The 19331-nt window shown below is 39.6% G+C and carries 15 protein-coding genes; 11 read left to right on the top strand and 4 right to left on the bottom strand.

Translation table 11 applies throughout. From position 1 onward, the window contains the following. Positions 1–41 precede the first annotated feature (41 nt). Complete coding sequence (locus LQ201_RS18350) at positions 42–509, bottom strand: DUF4293 domain-containing protein (RefSeq protein WP_230146272.1); 468 nt, start codon at positions 507–509, stop codon at positions 42–44. 296 nt (positions 510–805) lie between these two features. Here LQ201_RS18350 and LQ201_RS18355 point away from each other — a divergent pair, with 296 nt between their 5' ends. The 6 genes from LQ201_RS18355 (at position 806) to rlmF (ending at position 9638) form a co-directional block, all read left to right on the top strand. Next, complete coding sequence (locus LQ201_RS18355; RefSeq protein ID WP_230146273.1) at positions 806–3295, top strand: prolyl oligopeptidase family serine peptidase; 2490 nt, start codon at positions 806–808, stop codon at positions 3293–3295. 71 nt (positions 3296–3366) lie between these two features. Further along, the gene (truA, locus tag LQ201_RS18360) at positions 3367–4119 is read left to right on the top strand and encodes a tRNA pseudouridine(38-40) synthase TruA (protein WP_230146274.1); all 753 of its coding nucleotides are present in this window, start codon (positions 3367–3369) and stop codon (positions 4117–4119) included. An 87-nt stretch (positions 4120–4206) separates the two neighbouring features. Further along, positions 4207–5976, top strand: a complete 1770-nt coding sequence (locus LQ201_RS18365) for an ABC transporter ATP-binding protein (RefSeq protein ID WP_230146275.1) — start codon at positions 4207–4209, stop codon at positions 5974–5976. A 57-nt stretch (positions 5977–6033) separates the two neighbouring features. Then, the gene (locus tag LQ201_RS18370; protein ID WP_230146276.1) at positions 6034–7059 is read left to right on the top strand and encodes an isoaspartyl peptidase/L-asparaginase family protein; all 1026 of its coding nucleotides are present in this window, start codon (positions 6034–6036) and stop codon (positions 7057–7059) included. A gap of 65 nt (positions 7060–7124) precedes the next feature. Beyond that, complete coding sequence (gene dctA / locus LQ201_RS18375; RefSeq protein WP_230146277.1) at positions 7125–8411, top strand: C4-dicarboxylate transporter DctA; 1287 nt, start codon at positions 7125–7127, stop codon at positions 8409–8411. 210 nt (positions 8412–8621) lie between these two features. After that, positions 8622–9638, top strand: a complete 1017-nt coding sequence (gene rlmF, locus LQ201_RS18380) for a 23S rRNA (adenine(1618)-N(6))-methyltransferase RlmF (RefSeq protein WP_230146278.1) — start codon at positions 8622–8624, stop codon at positions 9636–9638. 414 nt (positions 9639–10052) lie between these two features. Here rlmF and LQ201_RS18385 read toward each other — a convergent pair whose 3' ends face one another. Together LQ201_RS18385 and LQ201_RS18390 are read right to left on the bottom strand one after the other, a co-directional pair. Further along, positions 10053–10742: a VIT family protein gene (locus LQ201_RS18385; protein WP_230146279.1), complete on the bottom strand. Its 690-nt coding sequence runs from the start codon at positions 10740–10742 to the stop codon at positions 10053–10055. A gap of 114 nt (positions 10743–10856) precedes the next feature. Continuing rightward, the gene (locus LQ201_RS18390) at positions 10857–11285 is read right to left on the bottom strand and encodes a cupin domain-containing protein (RefSeq protein WP_230146280.1); all 429 of its coding nucleotides are present in this window, start codon (positions 11283–11285) and stop codon (positions 10857–10859) included. Between the two features lie 675 nt (positions 11286–11960). On the opposite strand from LQ201_RS18390, the gene sucD reads away from it, so the two are divergent. The 5 genes from sucD to LQ201_RS18415 all read left to right on the top strand — a co-directional run bounded on the left by sucD (position 11961) and on the right by LQ201_RS18415 (position 18230). Continuing rightward, on the top strand, positions 11961–12833 hold the full coding sequence (sucD, locus tag LQ201_RS18395; protein ID WP_230146281.1) for a succinate--CoA ligase subunit alpha: 873 nt from the start codon (positions 11961–11963) through the stop codon (positions 12831–12833). A 406-nt stretch (positions 12834–13239) separates the two neighbouring features. Continuing rightward, complete coding sequence (locus LQ201_RS18400) at positions 13240–13743, top strand: methionine-R-sulfoxide reductase (RefSeq protein ID WP_215131388.1); 504 nt, start codon at positions 13240–13242, stop codon at positions 13741–13743. A 144-nt stretch (positions 13744–13887) separates the two neighbouring features. Next, entirely contained in the window at positions 13888–14268 is a 381-nt protein-coding gene (locus LQ201_RS18405; RefSeq protein ID WP_230146282.1) for a septal ring lytic transglycosylase RlpA family protein, read from the top strand. Between the two features lie 455 nt (positions 14269–14723). Continuing rightward, on the top strand, positions 14724–15695 hold the full coding sequence (locus LQ201_RS18410; RefSeq protein WP_025145778.1) for a ribonucleoside-diphosphate reductase small subunit: 972 nt from the start codon (positions 14724–14726) through the stop codon (positions 15693–15695). Between the two features lie 150 nt (positions 15696–15845). After that, the gene (locus tag LQ201_RS18415) at positions 15846–18230 is read left to right on the top strand and encodes a ribonucleoside-diphosphate reductase subunit alpha (RefSeq protein ID WP_131029987.1); all 2385 of its coding nucleotides are present in this window, start codon (positions 15846–15848) and stop codon (positions 18228–18230) included. Positions 18231–18347: 117 nt separating this feature from the next. Here the strand turns inward: LQ201_RS18415 and LQ201_RS18420 are convergent, their stop codons facing one another. Next, complete coding sequence (locus LQ201_RS18420) at positions 18348–19103, bottom strand: SDR family oxidoreductase (RefSeq protein ID WP_230146283.1); 756 nt, start codon at positions 19101–19103, stop codon at positions 18348–18350. Between the last annotated feature and the right edge of the window lie 228 nt (positions 19104–19331).

The following is a 19331-nucleotide window of genomic DNA, read 5'->3' on the forward strand; positions in this document are numbered from 1 at the left end:
TAAAAAGAACGGTAAATGTATTTCTGTAAGTCATAAGCGAATTATCTTAACCTTTCGGCCGAGCGGATTAATCTTTCATCTTTATTGATGCCAAAGATAGCCAGTACAACGAATAAAATAGCTAAGGCAGGCAAATATGCTCCAACACCAAAACTAGCACCTTCAATACCGCCAGGTAGTTTTTTAGCATAAACACTGCACCAAAAAGCAAAACCTCCAATTAGTATGATCGAAATAACGGCAATCCGTTTTTGAAAACTTCTCTTTTTATAGTTGAAGATATTCATTAAACAAATAAATGCAACAGCTATGTTGGTAATAATTAAAGGTAGAAAAGATTGAACTTTAAGACTTATGCCTGCTTTAATAGTTAAAGTTTGGTATAGCCCGGTAGTGTATACCGCTGATTCTGTTCCTGCAGCATCTTTTGTGGCGATAGGTAAAAATAACATTAAAGTCAAAGTTAATGCCGCTAAAAAAAACCAGATCGATTGTATTCTTTGTATCATGAATGTAAATGTATAGGAACAAATCTAGCCTTTTTTGAGAAAAGAAAGAAAGATTAAAGTTTCCAGATAGGAGCAGAAATTGATAAGGAGCATGAATTACAATTTTCATCAATATTTTCCGTCGAACCCGAAACCCCTAACTCCAAACGCTCAGCGCCAAACGCGCTATTCACCCCTTTGCCCTTAAATAGTACTTATATGTCGCTTTGGGTAAAAAAGGTATTACATCCAACTGTTCTGCGATGGTGGTCTTTTAAATCGGTTAACTTTGATAAACCATACCAATAAAACGATTTATGCCAAAAAACTTACTTTTTCTAATTTTCCTGCTTGCTGCAACAAACACCTTTGCGCAAGATACCCTTAAATTTGAGCAGGCATTAACGGTAGCCAGTGGTAGCCGTTATGGCCGCGAAGCTGTTTATACCGATTTACTGGCCTGGCAAATGGCAAATGGAAAATTGCAGAGGCCGACGGAAAATGGTGCGTTTTCAGCAGGCAAAGATGGTCAAAAAGTATTATGGAAAGCAATTAAAGCAGATGCTAATGGCCGTTTTAGTGCATTCTCCAGAAGATCTTTTCAGACTACAAATAATCCTTTCCTAAATCCAGGGAGCATAGATAGAGGTTCTGATTATCTCTATATTACTTACACTTCCCCAAAAGAACAGACGGCAATTTTAAATGTAATTGGAGGCAATAGTTTGTTTTTCAATGGTACCCCACATATGGGCGATCCCTATGCATCGGCTTATATGAATATTCCGGTTCAATTAAAAAAAGGTGTAAACGAACTTTTTGTAAGAGGTGCCAGCATATTGCCTATGATCATTATTAATGCTAAAAAGTTACTCATCCATACAGACGACGTTACTTTACCGAACATTGTGATCAATCGGGCAAATGGTGTACTAAAAGGGGCATTAACGGTAAGTAATTCTTCTTTGAAAGATGTTAACGGTTTGCATATCAAAACTGTTTTAAATGGTAAACAGCAGGAAGTGGCCATTTCGCGCATCGCCAAACTGAGCATGAGGAAGGTGATTTTTGAGTTAGATGCAAGTACCATAACCACACCAGGTAATTATAATCTCGAAATACAACTCTTACAGAACAAAACAAATGTGGAACAGAAAACGATTGTAATTGAAGCTTTAGCCAATTCATCAAGCTATAAACAGACTTTTATCAGTAAAATTGATGGCAGCTTGCAGTATTTCGCAGTTACCCCACAGCTTAACGGCTGGAAACCAAATTCAGCATTGTTTCTGTCGGTCCACGGTGCCGGTGTAGAAGCCATTGGTCAGGCAAAAGCCTATAAATCTAAAGATTGGGGAACGGTAGTTGCAGCCACTAACCGCAGGCCACGTGGTTTTAATTGGGAAGATTGGGGTAGACAGGATGCTTTAGAAGCGTTGGCGTTGGCAAAGGATCAGTTTAAACCAAACGATAAACAGATTTACCTGACCGGCCATTCTATGGGTGGACATGGTACCTGGTTTTTAGGTGCCACTTACCCCGATAAATGGGCTGCTATTGCACCTGCCGCAGGTTATGCTTCGCTTAAAGATTACGGTTCTGCCGATGGGAAAATCCCTGATAGTAGTAAAAATATGGTCGAAAGGATGTTGTTAAGGGCTGGCAACCAGAGCGATGTTCCGAAATTAGTGACTAATTACACACCATTAGGCGTTTATGTTTTGCATGGCGATGCGGATAGGGTAGTGCCTGTTAGTTATGCAAGGCAAATGAAGAAATTACTTGCTGGTTTTCATGCCGATTTTAGTTATTATGAATATCCAGGCGGCGAGCACTGGTTCGGTGACCAAAGTGTAGACTGGCCACCTATTTTTAGTTTTTTTAAGTGGCATACTATTGCTGCCGATTCTGCTGTAAACCGCATCGATTTTACCACATCTAGTCCCGGAATTTCGTCTACTTATCGCTGGGCTACTATTTATCAGCAAACGCAGCCTTTACAATATAGTCGCATCATTTTAACAAGAGACAGGAAGCTATCAACCATTGTTGGTAAAACCGAGAACGTTGCGCTTTTAAAATTGGCTTTAACAGATTTTGCTGTAAAAACACCCATAAAAATTACTTTAGATAGTTTAACAGTTATTAATTATACCACACAAAGCGTTAATGATACCCTGTTTTTAGAGAAAAATAACGATGCGTGGCAAATCATCACTAAAATTGATAAAAGAGATAAAAACCCTTTACGATATGGCACATTTAAAGAAGCTTTTAATCATAAAATGGTTTTTGTGGTTGGAACAAACGGTTCTGCTGAAGTCAATCTGGCTAATTTAAATAAAGCCAAATACGATGCTGAAAGTTGGTATTACCGGGGTAATGGAGCTATTGATATCATTATGGATAAAGAATTTTCAGCATCAAAATACCAGGGGCGTAATATTATTTTATATGGAAACTCCGAAAATAATACAGCCTGGAATAAATTACTTAAAGATTGTCCTATACAAGTAAGCAATTCGCAAATAACAACGAAACAACATGTGTTGAAAGGCGATGATTTAGCCGCATATTACATTTGGCCTCAACACGACAATAAATTATTGATAGGCGTAGTAGCCAGTACTGGAGTAAAAGGGATGAAAGCGGCTTATGCCAACCAGTATTTTGCCGGAGGTAGTGGTTTCCCTGATTTTATGATTTTTTCATCTGAGTTACCAAAAGAAGGAAGCAAAGGCATTAAGCTGGCCGGTTTTTACAATAATAAATGGCAGTTTGACGAGAAAAATACCGCTACACCTTAGTTATGGCTACTTATAATAAATGTAGAGCGCTTTCCTTCTAAATAAAAGGAAAAAAGTATTTTTGCATCGCTTTGAGTAAAAAAAGGTATTTCATCCAATTGGCTTATGATGGCAGCTTATACCATGGCTGGCAAACACAACCTAATGCAATTACCGTTCAGGAATTGTTAGATAAGGCTATGTCTGTTTTTTTTAGACAGCCCATCGAAACATTGGGCTGTGGAAGAACGGATGCAGGCGTGCATGCTACTGATTTTTATGCACATTTTGATGTTGAAGGTGTAGAAGAGGCTAAGGTTTTAAGTGCGGTAACCGGTATTAATGCCATGCTGCCTTATCAAATTGCAGCAAAACGGATTATACCTGTACATGATGATGCCCATGCCCGCTTTGATGCCACTGCCCGTGCTTATAAATATTACCTTCACTTCGAAAAAAATCCTTTCAAACTTAACCGATCGTGGTTGGTTAAAGATAAACTGGATGTAGATGCAATGAACGAGGCAGCGGCACTGTTATTAAATTATACCGATTTTTCGTGTTTTAGCAAATCAAACACGCAAACTTTTACCAATAACTGTAAAATAAGCAAAGCTGTTTTCGAGCAGCAGGAAGATGGATTGGTTTTTACCATTCAGGCCGACCGTTTTCTACGCAATATGGTAAGAGCCATTATGGGTACTTTGGTAGAGATCGGTAAAAAAGAAATAAATTTAACAGATTTTAAAGCAATAATAGAAAGTAAAAACCGCAGTAAGGCCGGGCAATCGGTGCCTGCTTGTGGCTTATACTTAGTGAGAATAGAATACGATTATATAAAATGATTGAATGAGAGCAGGATTGAATGAGGGAATGAAAAAGTATCTCTAACATTCAATATTCGAAACTCTCTCATTCAAAATTAAAAAAAAATGGCAGTTACAGGCGACGTATACAACACTGGATTACTGAAACGTATTTTTCAATACGTAAAGCCTTACCGTGCCGTTTTTGTATGGTCGGTTATTTTAACCATTCTGCTTGCGGCCATTTCTCCGGTCCGTCCGTTTTTAATTAAGTATACACTCGATCATTATATTTTAACCGGAAATTATTCTGGCCTGGTGAATATGACCATGTTGATGATCTTTATGTTGATCTTACAAACTTTGATTCAATATAACCACACGCTTTTAACCAATACGTTAGGTCAATCGGTTATCCGCGATCTTCGGATCAATGTTTTTAACCACATTACAAAACTCCGCCTAAAATTCTTCGATAAAACGCCTATCGGACAATTAATTACCAGAACTGTTTCCGATTTGGAAACTATTGCCGATATCTTTTCGGAAGGTTTAATCTCGATGATAGGCGATAGTTTGCAGGTGGTGGTGATTGTGTGCGTCATGTTATATACCGATTGGCAATTGAGTTTAGTGGTGCTTTTGCCCATTCCATTGTTGATTATTGCTACCCGGAAATTCCAGAAAGCGATTAAAGTGGCTTTCCAGGAAATCAGGAATGAGGTTTCTAACCTGAATACTTTTTTGCAGGAACACATTACGGGTGTATCTATTGTGCAGTATTTTGCCAGGGAGAAACAGGAATACAGAAAATTTTACGCCATTAATAAGCGCTATCGTGATGCCAATATCCGTTCTAACTGGTATTACTCTATCTTTTTTCCTGTGGTGGAGTTAATCTCGGCCATGTCGCTGGGTTTGTTGGTGTGGTACGGCGCAAAAAGTATTCTTTCCAAACCGTTGGATGTAACGCCTGGAACCATCACACAGTTTATTATGTACCTGGGTATGGTATTTACACCGATCCGCCAGTTGGCCGATAAGTTTAATACGCTGCAGATGGGAATGGTGGGTGCCGAACGTGTTTTTAAAGTTTTAGATACTGATGAAACTACGCCAAATATGGGGACGCAAAAGCCAGCCAAATTAGACGGGAATATTAAATTCGAAAAGGTTTGGTTTGCCTATAACGACGAAAACTACGTGCTGAAAGACCTTACATTCGAAGTGAAGGCTGGCGAAACTGTGGCCTTGGTAGGGGCAACAGGTGCTGGTAAATCTTCTACCATTAATATCCTGAACCGTTTTTACGAAGTGAAAAAGGGTGATATCACCGTAGATGACATTCATATCGAAGATTTTGATCTGGATTACTTAAGGAGTAATATTGCTACTGTACTTCAGGATGTTTTCTTGTTTTCGGATACCATTTTAAACAACATTACACTAAATAACCCCCAAATTACCATCGAAGAAGTGGTGAATGCTGCCAAAAAAGTTGGTGCTCACGACTTTATAGAACGTTTACCGGGTGGCTATCAATATAATGTGATGGAAAGAGGTGCTACACTCTCAGCTGGTCAGGCCCAGTTGATTTCGTTTATCCGTGCCCTTGTGCATAATCCGGCTATTTTGGTTTTAGATGAAGCCACTTCATCAGTGGATACCGAAACAGAATTATTGATCCAGAAGGCTATTGATAACTTAATGGAAGGTCGTACCTCAATTGTAATTGCCCACCGTTTATCGACCATTCAAAAGGCCGATCAGATTATTGTGCTCGATAAAGGTGAGATTAAAGAAAAAGGCACGCATCAACAGCTGTTAAAATTAAATGGCTACTATAAAAAGCTTTATGATCTGCAGTTCTCATCCAAAGGGATAGCTAAAGTTTAAACTTATTTATTCTCAAGGATTTTCTTAATTTAACGGCTTCTTAAACCCAATAGGAAGATGAAACGGTTAAAATTACTTGCCTTATTCTTGTTTTCGGCTTTAGCCTTGCAGGTTTCTGCACAGCAGAAAAAATATGTAATGGTGATTCACGGTGGTGCTGGTACTATTCTCAAAAAGAACATGAGTCCCGAAAAGGAGGCTGCTTATATCGCTGCCTTAACAAAAGCACTAAATGCAGGTTATGCAGAAATTAAAGCAGGTAAATCGAGCCTCGATGCCGTTGAAGCAACCATTCATGTTTTAGAAAATGATCCGCATTTTAATGCTGGCAAAGGTGCTGTTTTTACACATGATGGCAGAAATGAGCTTGATGCCGCAATAATGGATGGAAAAACCTTAATGGCGGGATCTGTTGCTGGGGTAACTACCATAAAAAATCCAATTTCTGCAGCACGGGCTGTGATGGAAAAATCGGAACATGTAATTATGGTTGGCGCAGGTGCCGATCAGTTTGCAAAAGAGGTCGGATTGAAAATCGTAGATCCTAAATATTTCTGGACTAAGGAACGTTGGGATGGCTTAAAACAGGCCATTAAAGAAGATTCTACCAAAGCGGTTTTAGATCATGGAAGTAAAAAATCGGAATTATTTGGAATTAAAAACCACGATTACAAATTCGGCACGGTGGGTTGTGTAGCTTTAGATCAGGCTGGAAACCTGGCAGCGGGAACCTCAACCGGTGGTATGACGAACAAAAAATATGGACGTGTGGGCGATGCACCAATTATAGGGGCGGGTACCTACTGTAATAATGAAACAGCAGGTATTTCCTGTACTGGTTGGGGCGAGTTTTATATCCGTAATGTGGTGGCCAAAACGATTTCCGATTTAATGGAATATAAGGGCTTATCTGTTGCAGAGGCATCGAAAATTGCTTTAGATAAAGTAGGTAAAATGGGGGGCGACGGTGGTTTAATTGCTTTGGATAAAAAAGGAAATATGACTATGCCATTTAATACCGAGGGAATGTATAGAGGCGCAATTACTGCCGACGGGAAAATTGAGGTCAGTATTTATAAATAAAATTATTTTAAGCTTACTGTCTGTTCATTATTCAATAGCAAGCCAAAACACCTAAAAAAATAAAGATGACATTTATAGAATTTATAAAAAAAGTATTCTCCAATTTAACCTTTCAGGTCATCCTTGCCATCATAATAGGAATTAATGTTGGGATTTTCTTCCCCGGTTTTGCGCCTACAGCTAAATTGATCAGTCAGGGTTTTATCAACCTGATTAGCATGTTAATTGCACCAATTATATTCTTTACTATTGTTTTAGGTATTGCTCACATGGGCGATATGAAAAAAGTAGGTAGGGTGGGTGGCAAAGCATTGTTATATTTCGAAATTGTAAGCACAGTAGCTATTGCAATTGGTTTAGTGGTAGCGAATGTTTTAAAGCCTGGTGCCGGAATGATAACTAAGGCTAGCGATGCTACAAAAATTGTTGGTTATGCCGAGCAGGCAAAAGATATGAACTGGGCAGAATTCTTTCTGCATATTATCCCGCATAATGTGATTGCCGCTTTTGCTGAGGGAAACATTTTACAGATTTTGCTATTTGCCATTCTTTTCGGTTATGGTTTGAATAAATTAGGAGGAGAGGGAACAAGCGTTTTAAATGCCTTCGATAAAATATCGAAAGTACTCTTCAAAATTATGAAGGTAATTATGCGTTTAGCGCCAATTGGGGCTTTCGGAGGAATGGCCTTCAGCATTGGTACGCATGGTTTGGAAAGTATAGTGGGTATGGCTAAACTAATGGGCTCAGTTTATTTAACCTGCATCCTGTTCATTTTTATTGTTTTAAATGGGATTTGCCGCTATTATAACTTTAGCTTGTGGGCTTACCTGAAGTATATCCGACAGGAAATTTTAATTGTACTGGGTACTTCTTCTTCCGAATCGGCATTGCCAAGCATGATGCAGAAAATGGAAGCTATTGGGTGCGATAAATCGGTTGTTGGTTTGGTTATCCCTACCGGCTATTCTTTTAATCTTGATGGAACGGCAATTTACCTGGCCATGGCCGTAATATTTCTTTGTCAGGTTTTTCATGTCGATTTATCCTTGGGTCAGCAGATTACAGTTTTAGGCGTGCTTATGGTTACTTCTAAAGGTGCAGCTGGGGTAACGGGGAGCGGCTTTATCGTTTTGGTATCAACCTTAACCGCTTTGAAAATTATGCCGATAGAACATATCTCCATATTAATTGGTGTAGACCGTTTTATGAGCGAAGCAAGGGCTATAACCAATGTAATCGGAAACGGCGTGGCCACCATAGTAATTGCTAAAAGTGAAAACCAGTTTGATGAGGCAAAGTATCAGAAAGCTATTCAGCCTGCAATGATAGAAAAAGCAGAGGAGGTGTAGTTTGGAGTTTTCAGTTGTGAGTTTTCAGTTCTGGGTGCAGATAATTTAGCCACGGAATCACGGAAAATTTCTTGTATTTATGCTATAGTAAATCTTTGTTTTTATAGCACATGCAAAAGCCTTCTACCCTCAGCCTTCATGCCTTCAACCTTTTTATGTACCTTTGTGTTAGAAACATGCACACAGCTTGTTTAATTAATCCATAGCACATTGGCTCAAGAAGAACAAAATAACCGCAAGGAAAAAAGCGAGTTACACCCACGCAACAAACACCGTTCGCGTTACAATTTCAAACAACTTATAGCAACCTCAAAAGAATTAAAACGTTTCGTTTTTAAAAACGAACACAATGATGATTCTATCGATTTTGCAGATCAAAGTGCCGTTAAAGCACTTAATAGGGCATTGTTGAAATATTTTTATAACATTTCACAATGGGACATTCCCCAGGATTTTCTTTGTCCGCCTATTCCGGGCCGGGCCGATTATATTCACTATGTTGCCGATCTATTGGGTTCAAGCAATAAAGGTAAAAACCCTAAAGGAGCCAATATTAATGTATTGGATATTGGTGTAGGTGCAAACTGTATTTACCCCATCATTGGTCACCAGGAATATGGCTGGAGTTTCGTAGGTTCTGAGATCGATCCACTTTCGGTCGATTCGGCTAAGCGCATTATCGAAGCCAATAAGCCATTACAAGGGGCAGTGGAAATCCGTCAGCAATCTTCAAAAATGGGTATTTTTAGGGGTGTTGTAGGTGGTAAAGAAAGGTTCGATGCGGTGGTTTGTAATCCACCGTTTCATGCCTCTTTAAAAGAAGCTGAGCAAGGTACCCGTCAGAAATGGCGTAATCTGGGCGGAAATGAGAAGGAAGTAAAACATGTATTAAACTTTGGTGGTAACAAGGCCGAGCTTTGGTGCCCGGGTGGTGAACGTGCTTTTGTAGAGCAAATGATTATCCAGAGTGAGCAGATCAAAAACCAGGTTTTATGGTTTACCTCATTGGTATCAAAAAGTGCTAACTTAAAAAGCATCTACAGCGCATTGGTTAAAGCAAATGCTTTTGAGGTAACCACCGTTCAAATGAGCCAGGGACAAAAAATAAGCCGTTTCGTAGCATGGACTTTCCATGACGAAGCTGCACAGGCCGAATGGGTAAAAGCCTGGAAAACTGAGCCAAAACCAAAGGTAGAAAAGCCTAAGTCTGAAGCCGAAAATCTTTAGTCTAATAAATAGTAAAACATAGCCGGATCAATGATTAAAGTTGGTTCGGCTTTTCGTTTTTATCTTTTTTGGCAATTGTTTCCGGATCGAAATTATTCTTTATCTGTTCGTCACCCTGTCCCCGAATGTTCGGGATCAGGGTCTATTTTGATTAGAATAGCATTTAAGATTCTGAAATAAATTCAGAATGACGAATTACGAGAGATAAGTAAAGCAAAGCCGGATTAACGATTAAAGTTAGTCCGGCTTTTCGTTTTTAGGATTATGATACCGGGAAAAGCCAAGCTACATTCTGCGTTTGTCATCTAAAATCAGCGGGAATAAATACGTTTAAATGGTTCCCACAGATTACAAGGATGCTCGCAGATTTTGCAAAATAGAACCGTCAACCGAGAACTGTAAACTGCCTATTGATTAACTGGTCCTGGCCTCGAAAATATACCCAGCCAAAGCAGTTACTACCATGGCCACCGTTCCCCAGAAACAGATCCGTAATACCCCTTTAATCATGTTAGAGCCTCCTGCTTTTGCTGCAATTGCACCTGATAAGGCCAAAAACACGATAGCAAAACCATATTGATAAAACACCATCGATTTTATTGGAGCAAGAAAAGCAACTAAAAAAGGTAAAATACCACCGCTTATAAAGGAGGCTCCAGATGCAAAAGCCGCTTGAAGCGGTTTGGGTTGTGTAATTTCGTTAATACCCAGTTCATCTCTGGCATGTGTGCCTAAGGCATCTTTCTCGGTTAATTTTATGGCTACCTGCATGGCCAGATCTTCATCAAGCCCTTGTGTAACATATATCTTCGCGAGCTCTTTCAGCTCCAATTCGGGCATGGTTTCGAGTTCTATTTTCTCGCGTGCAAGATCTGCTTTTTCAATATCAGCCTGAGAACTTACTGAAACATATTCTCCAGCTGCCATGGATAATGCTCCGGCAACCAGTCCCGCTAATGCCGCCAATACAATCGGACTTCTGGTATCACTCGCCGCAGCAATACCAATAACTAAACTGGCTGTAGAAATAATGCCGTCGTTGGCACCAAGCACTGCCGCCCTTAGCCAGCCCGTTCTGTTGGTATAATGTTTTTCCAGTTCCATTGTTTGGTATCTGTTCTCTAATGTAGTGTATTAAAGTCCCCCTTTGAAGGGGGCTGGGGATGAAAAACTAATGCAACTCCCAAATCGTAGCATCTCGTAAAGAACCGAATATCATCATTTCTTCTCGTAAACAATCATAATAGTCAAATCATTACCGGCATTTGGGGCAATACCATGCGAACTACCTGGGCGGGTTAAAATGGCATCACCAGGTTTAACCGCAAAAGTTTTTCCATTCATCTGCATGGTTCCGTTTCCGCTGAGTACGTAATAAATCTCATCTTCTTTTTGCAAATGGTATCCGATAGAGGAGCCCGATTTTAAAGTTCTTTTTCGGAATGCTGTTTTAAGGTTTTTGGCATCACTAAAAAAGTTAAAGCCGATGGTTTTACCCCCGCCGTTATGCGTACCAGGTTCCTCTTTGGCTACTTCAATATCGTTTTGGATGATGTATTTACTGGTATCGGTACTTTGTGCGTTGGCCTTAACTGAAATAAAGGCTGCAACAAAAATGGTTGCGATTGGGATTAGTTTCTTGATCATATGCGTTTTATAATTGGCTTAAGTTTTGTCTGGATTTTTAGTCTTTCCGCTTTGGTCTTTAGTCTTTCCGCTCAAAAGGTAAATTTAGGCGTTTTGTATGGATGTTGCCACAAGCACCAGCACTTTGTTACTAAACCCGATCACAGTGGCTCTGGTTTTTACCAGAAGTAACGGAGAGCGGGAGTGCAACCCTCCAAAAGCGCTTAACTGCTCATTTCCCAATCCTAAATGTTGATATTTTAATTTGAAAACGTATGGTTTGCCGTTCTTAGGTGGGGTTCCGTCCTGCCATCCACTGTAGCTCCGATAGAAAAAATCGGAGGCTGCCGTTCCTGTCAGGTTTATAATGAAAGGCTTGCTCCAGACATGTTGCCATAAGCACCAGCACTTTGTTACTAAACCCGATCACAGTGGCTCTGGTTTTTACCAGAAGTAACGGAGAGCGGGAGTGCAGCCCTCCAAAAGCACAGGACTGCTCATTTCCTAATCCTAAATGTTGATATTTTAATTTGAAAACGAACGGTTTGTTTTTACTTCTGAATAAAGCCTATGATTGGCTACGGCGGCTATAAACCATTTCCTTACATTTTCCTGAAAAAACGGACTAAATAATATGGTTTTAGATTTGAATTCCAGTTCAATAATATTAGCTTTGCACAAAAAAAATATTGATACATGAGCGTTTTAGTAAATAAAGATTCTAAGGTTATCGTTCAGGGTTTTACCGGAAACGAAGGAACTTACCACGCTGAGCAGATGCTGGCCTATGGTACAAACGTAGTTGGTGGTGTAACGCCTGGCAAAGGTGGGCAATTGCATTTAGATAAGCCTGTTTTTAATACTGTTAAAGATGCCGTTGATAAAACGGGTGCAAATGTATCTATCATTTTTGTGCCACCAGCTTTTGCTGCTGATGCAATTATGGAAGCTGCCGAAGGTGGTATTAAAGTTATTGTTTGTATTACTGAAGGTATCCCAACTAAGGATATGATTCAGGTTAAAGAATATATTACTGACCGCGATGTTACACTTATCGGCCCTAACTGCCCGGGTGTAATTACGGCTGACGAAGCTAAAATTGGTATCATGCCAGGTTTTATCTTCAAAAAAGGTCATGTAGGTGTGGTTTCTAAATCAGGAACTTTAACTTACGAAGCGGTAGATCAGGTTGTTAAAGCTGGTTTAGGTATTACAACGGCTATCGGTATTGGTGGTGACCCAATTATTGGAACACCTACTGTAGAAGCAGTTAAATTATTAATGAACGATCCTGAAACTCATGGTATCATCATGATTGGTGAAATTGGTGGTGGAATGGAAGCAGAAGCTGCCCGCTGGATCAAAGAACATGGTACTAAACCAGTTGTTGGTTTCATCGCTGGTCAAACTGCGCCTCCAGGACGTAGAATGGGCCACGCTGGTGCTATTGTTGGCGGTGCTGATGATACTGCAGCTGCTAAAATGAAAATCATGCGCGAGTGTGGTATCCGTGTAGTAGAAAGTCCTGCTGAAATCGGTGCTGCAATGGCAGAAGAATTAGCAAAATAAGATTTAAAAATCTCTTTATAGAAAAGCGTTTCGATTAGGTTCGGGACGCTTTTTTTGTTTTTTTACCGCAAAGTTCGCGAAGAATGTGTTCGACCACTAAGGCGCAAAGTACACGAAGTTGGCGTGTTATGGCCATCTTTCTTCTTATGGCGTTATTCCCGCGCAGGCTGGAATCTTTAATGCTTAAGGTTAAAACCACCAGCCCTCGTTTCCCTCTCCTGGAGGAGAGGGACGGAACGAAAGGAACATACCACCTAAACTTTGTCAGGGTGAGGTTCTGCACCCAAAACTGAAAACTCCCTACTGAAAACTCCAAACTCCCCGCTCATTTATCATCGCTTTGTAAACACTACCCCATTCTCTTAAACCTGCAAACCAAAACAGAATCTATAGCGTATATTGAGGTATGAAAACGATGTTAAATAAACTATTTTTGGTTTCTGCTGTTGTTTTAATAACAGGTATTTCTGCTTGTGCCCAAAAGCAAGATAAGAAAGCCGTAAAACAATCGAAGGAAACAGAACAAATCATACCAAAAAAGAAAATGAACTGGAATCCATTAACACCCGAAGAAGAAAGAGTAATTGTAAATAAAGGTACAGAATACCCTGGTACAGGTAAATATGAACATACAACAGATAAAGGGACTTATACCTGTAAGCGTTGTAATGCGGCCTTGTACCGTTCGGAAAGTAAGTTCGATGCACACTGCGGCTGGCCTGCTTTCGATGACGAAATTAAAGGCGCTGTAAAGCGTATCCCTGATGCTGATGGCTCGCGTACAGAAATTGTTTGCGCCAATTGTGGCGCGCATTTAGGGCACGTATTTTTGGGCGAAGGATTTACCAATAAAGACACCCGTCATTGCGTAAATTCGATCTCAATGAATTTCGTGCCAGATCAAAAATAAGGTGGATGTAGAAGGGTTAGGTAAGGGCGTACAGCGATAAGTTGTACGCCTTTTTTAATGCGCAAAATCGGGCTGTTTTTCCACAAATTATTGATTATAAACTAAATGCTTATATTTGCAGGCTCGATAAAGAAAATTTAGCCTATGAAGTGTCTGTTGTTATTAAGTTTTTGTTTCCTGTTTTTACAAGGTAAAGCACAAGATTCTGATTCATCAAACGAACCAGATAGTATTAAAAAAACAGTTCTCGCCACTTATTATCACAGAAAATTTGAAGGTCGCCGTACCACCAGCGGCGCCAAATACAGGGCAAAAAAGCTAACAGCTGCCCATCGTACGCTGCCATTCGGCACCTTGGTTACGGTAACCAATCCAGATAACGGAAAATCAGTTGTGGTAAAGGTAAATGACCGTGGTCCTTTCTCTAAAAGATTGGCTATAGATCTATCTGAACGTGCTGCAAAACAGATCGGTATCTTCCGTAAAGGCATAGCTAAAGTAAGCCTCAGTTATACGACTGGGTAATACTCCTTTTGGCTCTATTTAGTAGTTGTTATACCCCTCAAATTTAAGTTATTAACACTCATTTTGGTTTGCTAAGCCCTTGAAAAGAAACGATTAGCTTTTTTTTCGCTTGAAAATGATATTCGACTGATCGTTTTTCCCCAGCAATTGAACAGGGTGTTAACAACTTTGGTTCACAAAAAAGGGCCGCCGTATATATATTTGTTATAACAAAGTTCTTTAACTTCTTGCGCTTGAAAACAAATATAAAAGCTTAGTTTTTAGTAATTTATACGTATATCACCTGATTGCAATTTTAAATTTTCCCTAACTAAAAACTCAGTTGTTTGTCGGGCAATAGAGTTAGCACTTTCACAACAGCGTTTTGATAAAAGACATTACAATCATCATTTAAAATTGATGGATGCGTGCCTTTGTCGGCTCTGTTAAAAAAATAGAATTAAAAACATCAGCGTATGGAACAGGAATTATTACTACAAGAAAACAAAGATAGATTTGTGCTTTTGCCGATTAAGTATCCGGCAATCTGGGAAATGTATAAAAAGACCGAAGCTAGTTTTTGGACTGCAGAAGAGATTGATCTCTCTGACGACCAGAAACACTGGGACAATTTAAACGATGGCGAAAGACATTTCATTTCGCACATCCTTGCTTTCTTTTCTGCTAGTGATGGTATTGTGAACGAAAATCTTGCGGTAAACTTCATGAGTGAGGTTCAATTGCCAGAAGCACGTTGTTTTTATGGTTTCCAGATTATGATGGAAAATATCCATGCCGAAACCTACGCCCTGTTAATCGATACTTATATTAAAGATCCAGAAGAAAAAGACCGTTTGTTCCACGCCATTGATACCGTACCTGCGGTGAAAAGAAAAGCAGAATGGGCTTTACGCTGGATCGAAAATGGAACTTTTGCCGAGCGTTTAGTGGCATTTGCTGCGGTTGAAGGTATTTTCTTCAGCGGAAGTTTCTGCTCTATTTTCTGGTTAAAGAAACGTGGTTTAATGCCGGGATTAACTTTCAGTAACGAGCTGATCTCGAGAGACGAAGGTTCACATTGCGAATTTGCTTGTTTACTTTACAGCATGTTGAGCAATAAATTGAGCGAAGAAGCAGTTCATGGCATTATTAGTGATGCTGTAGAAATTGAAAAAGAATTTATTACTGATGCCTTACCAGTTGCGCTAATTGGTATGAATGCAAAATTAATGAGCCAGTATATCGAATTTGTAGCCGATAGATGGTTACAGGAGCTGGGTTACAAAAAAATCTACAATGCAACCAATCCATTCGATTTTATGGAAATGATTTCATTGCAGGGTAAAACCAATTTCTTCGAAAAACGTGTTGGCGATTATCAGAAAAGTGGTGTATTAACCTCTGCTGATAATAACAAACAGGCGTTTTCTTTAGATGAAGACTTTTAAGGTAGAGGGCGAAAGGTTTTAATCTCGCTACTTGATACTTGTTACCCGCTACTCGATACTAATAAATAAATAACAAAAAATACAAAGTGATGATTAGGTCTTGATACTTGATACTCACGGCTTAATAATAAAACTTAAATCTCATAAAATATGTTCGTACTAAAAAGAGATGGCCGCAAAGAAGCGGTGCAATTTGACAAAATCACAGCCCGCATTCAAAAGTTGTGCTATAGTTTAAATTCAGATCTGGTCGATCCAATCGATGTAGCCAAAAAGGTTATCGAAGGTTTATACGATGGTGTAACAACATCTGAGCTGGATAACCTTGCTGCAGAAACTGCTGCCTCGTTAACAACAAAACACCCTGATTACGCTTTGTTGGCATCGCGTATTGCGGTTTCCAACCTACATAAAAACACCACTAAATCATTCTCGGGTACGATGAAAATGTTGTACGAATATTTCGACCCGAAAGCGCAGAAAGATGCTCCTCTTATCGCTGATGATGTTTATGAGATTATAGAAAAAAACAAGGATATTTTAGATAGTTCTATCATTTACGACCGCGATTTCGGTTTCGATTATTTCGGTTTTAAAACTTTAGAAAAATCTTACCTTTTAAAAGTTAACGGTCAGATTGTAGAGCGTCCTCAACATTTGTTTATGCGTGTTTCTGTTGGTATCCACAAAGAAGATATCGATAGCGCAATCAAAACCTATAACTTAATGAGCGAGCGTTGGTTTACACATGCTACACCAACTTTGTTTAACGCAGCTACACCAAAACCTCAAATGTCGTCATGTTTCTTGTTAACCATGCAGGATGATAGCATCGAAGGTATTTACGATACTTTAAAACAAACGGCTAAAATTTCGCAAAGTGCAGGCGGCATTGGTTTAAGTATCCACAACATCCGTGCAACAGGATCGTATATTGGTGGTACAAACGGTACAAGTAACGGTATTATTCCAATGTTACGTGTATTTAACGATACTGCACGTTACGTAGATCAGGGTGGAGGTAAACGTAAAGGTGCTTTTGCTATTTATTTAGAACCTTGGCATGCAGATGTTTTCGAATTTTTAGACCTTCGTAAAAACCACGGTAAAGAAGAAATGCGTGCGCGCGATTTGTTTTATGCCCTTTGGATTAACGATTTGTTTATGCAACGTGTTAAAGATAATGGCGATTGGACATTATTCTGCCCGCACGAAGCACCAGGTTTGGCAGATTGTTTCGGTAAGGAATTCGAAGAATTATACGCTAAATATGAAGCAGAAGGCCGTGGCCGTAAAACCATTAAAGCACAAGAACTTTGGTTTGCTATCTTAGATTCGCAAATTGAAACCGGTACGCCTTACATGTTGTTTAAAGATGCAGCGAACAGCAAATCTAACCAACAGAATTTAGGTACCATCAAAAGTTCTAACTTGTGTACCGAAATTATCGAGTATACCTCTAAAGATGAAGTTGCGGTTTGTAACTTAGCATCATTGGCATTACCTCGTTTCGTAATCAACGGTGCTTTCGATCACCAGAAATTATACGATGTAACTTATCAGGCTACTTTAAACCTGAACAAAATCATCGACCATAACTATTATCCGGTGCCAGAAGCCGAAAACTCAAACATGCGCCATCGTCCCGTTGGTTTAGGTGTACAAGGTTTGGCTGATGCCTTTATCTTATTGCGTTTACCTTTCGAAAGTGATGAGGCTAAACGTTTAAATAAAGATATTTTCGAGACGATCTATTTCGCTTCGATGACGGCTTCGCACGATTTGGCTGTGAAAAATGGTCCTTATCAAACATTTAAAGGTTCGCCATTATCAAAAGGTAAATTCCAGTTCGATTTATGGAATGTTACACCAGATAGCGGCCGTTGGGACTGGAATGCATTGCGCAAAAAAGTAGTTAAAGATGGTGTGTACAACTCACTATTGGTTGCACCAATGCCAACTGCATCTACTTCTCAGATTTTAGGTAACAATGAATGTTTCGAACCATATACTTCTAACATTTACACCCGCCGTGTATTAAGTGGAGAGTTTGTAGTGGTAAACAAACACTTATTGAAAGATTTAGTAGCATTAGGTTTATGGAACAACGATATGAAAAATCAGATCATATTGGCTAACGGTTCAATCCAGGCTATTGATTCGATTCCTGATTATATTAAAGAATTGTATAAAACCGTTTGGGAGATCAAGATGCGTAATATCATCGATATGGCTGCAGATCGCGGTGCCTATATCTGCCAGTCGCAATCGTTAAACTTGTTCGTAAACGCACCAAATACATCAAAATTAACTTCAATGCACTTCTATGCATGGGAGAAAGGTTTAAAAACCGGTATGTATTACTTGCGTACACAAGCAGCTTCTCAGGCCGTTAAATTTACGGTAGAGAACCAAGGTGGTAAAGCAATTGAAGCGGTTATTCCAGCTGAAATGACACAAGATCAGGTTGCAGAAGAAATCGTTGACGGACCAGTTTGTTCAATGGAAGAAGGCTGTATCAGCTGCTCAGGCTAGTCCTAACGAGTCGTCATCCTAAGGTTGTTTCAAGGTCTGACGCAAGATAGAATTTTAAAGGAGATTATTTAAAACAGCCTCCAATACAAAAGCCCGATACATTGTATCGGGCTTTTTTTATCGTTGATTTTTAGTAATCGCAATCCAATCTTTGTAATGGGTTTCGCCGAGAAAAACAGCTGCTTCGGGCACCAGCGTGTCAGCGGTTAACAATGCTCCCGAGTACGAAGCCTGAACATCAGATGTTACCTCATAGTTTTTGTGAGTTGCCTGCAAATATTTTCTTATCCATATTGCCATATCAAATTTTTCAGGTCCGCCAATTTCAAGAATTTGGTTAGCGGGCTTTTCCAAAGCTATTTTGGCCATAAAAGCAGCTACATCTTTACTTGCGATAGGTTGAATGTTGGCTGCAGGTAGGATTACTTTTCCATCGGTCATGCTCATTTGAACAATGCTTCCTGCAAATTCAAAAAACTGGGTAGCATGAACAAGAGTATAGGGAATGCCTGATGCTTTGATCAGGCTTTCCTGCATCTGTTTCGCACGAAAATAACCGCTGGCTTGGAGTTTTTGGGTACCCACTACAGATAAGGCAATATGATGCTGTACCCCAGCTGCCGTTGCCATAGGCAACAGGTTTTCGTTGGAGGTTTTGAAGAAGTTCATCACAGCAGCGTCTTCAAAAGATGGCGAGTTAGATACATCTACCACTACTTGTGCCCCTTGCAATACTTCTTTTAAACCTTCGCCAGTAAGTGTGTTCACTCCGTTATTGGGCGAGGCAGCGATCACTTCATGTCCGCTGTTTTGTAATTGATTTACGATTTGGTTACCAATAAGGCCGGTACCGCCGATAACTACTATTTTCATAATCTTTGCTAGGATAAATTGTACTATACAAAGATGAACAGTACCTTGCAAGAAAAACTTAAACTAGTTTAAGAAAGGTAAATGTAGCTATAGTTCCTTAAAAGCAATTATAAAGTAAAGGTTTTGGGCAAACGCTCAAAACCTTATTTTTTGTTTATACTTTTGTGTGGTTCAGTAGTTCATTAGCCATTGGTTCATTAGTTTCTAAAGCGCCAAATACAAGTGAAC

The organism is Pedobacter sp. Bi126 (genome assembly GCF_918698245.1).
Classification (GTDB): Bacteria; Bacteroidota; Bacteroidia; order Sphingobacteriales; family Sphingobacteriaceae; genus Pedobacter.

Bases quoted from the DNA above. Each gene is read 5' to 3' on its own strand.
- LQ201_RS18370 (WP_230146276.1), top strand. From the start codon at position 6,034: ATGAAACGGTTAAAATTACTTGCCTTATTCTTGTTTTCGGCTTTAGCC.
- LQ201_RS18385 (WP_230146279.1), bottom strand. From the start codon at position 10,742: ATGGAACTGGAAAAACATTATACCAACAGAACGGGCTGGCTAAGGGCG.
- LQ201_RS18415 (WP_131029987.1), top strand. From the start codon at position 15,846: ATGTTCGTACTAAAAAGAGATGGCCGCAAAGAAGCGGTGCAATTTGAC.
- LQ201_RS18350 (WP_230146272.1), bottom strand. From the start codon at position 509: ATGATACAAAGAATACAATCGATCTGGTTTTTTTTAGCGGCATTAACT.
- LQ201_RS18405 (WP_230146282.1), top strand. From the start codon at position 13,888: ATGAAGTGTCTGTTGTTATTAAGTTTTTGTTTCCTGTTTTTACAAGGT.
- LQ201_RS18410 (WP_025145778.1), top strand. From the start codon at position 14,724: ATGGAACAGGAATTATTACTACAAGAAAACAAAGATAGATTTGTGCTT.
- dctA (WP_230146277.1), top strand. From the start codon at position 7,125: ATGACATTTATAGAATTTATAAAAAAAGTATTCTCCAATTTAACCTTT.
- sucD (WP_230146281.1), top strand. From the start codon at position 11,961: ATGAGCGTTTTAGTAAATAAAGATTCTAAGGTTATCGTTCAGGGTTTT.
- LQ201_RS18365 (WP_230146275.1), top strand. From the start codon at position 4,207: ATGGCAGTTACAGGCGACGTATACAACACTGGATTACTGAAACGTATT.
- LQ201_RS18390 (WP_230146280.1), bottom strand. From the start codon at position 11,285: ATGATCAAGAAACTAATCCCAATCGCAACCATTTTTGTTGCAGCCTTT.
- LQ201_RS18355 (WP_230146273.1), top strand. From the start codon at position 806: ATGCCAAAAAACTTACTTTTTCTAATTTTCCTGCTTGCTGCAACAAAC.
- LQ201_RS18400 (WP_215131388.1), top strand. From the start codon at position 13,240: ATGAAAACGATGTTAAATAAACTATTTTTGGTTTCTGCTGTTGTTTTA.
- LQ201_RS18420 (WP_230146283.1), bottom strand. From the start codon at position 19,103: ATGAAAATAGTAGTTATCGGCGGTACCGGCCTTATTGGTAACCAAATC.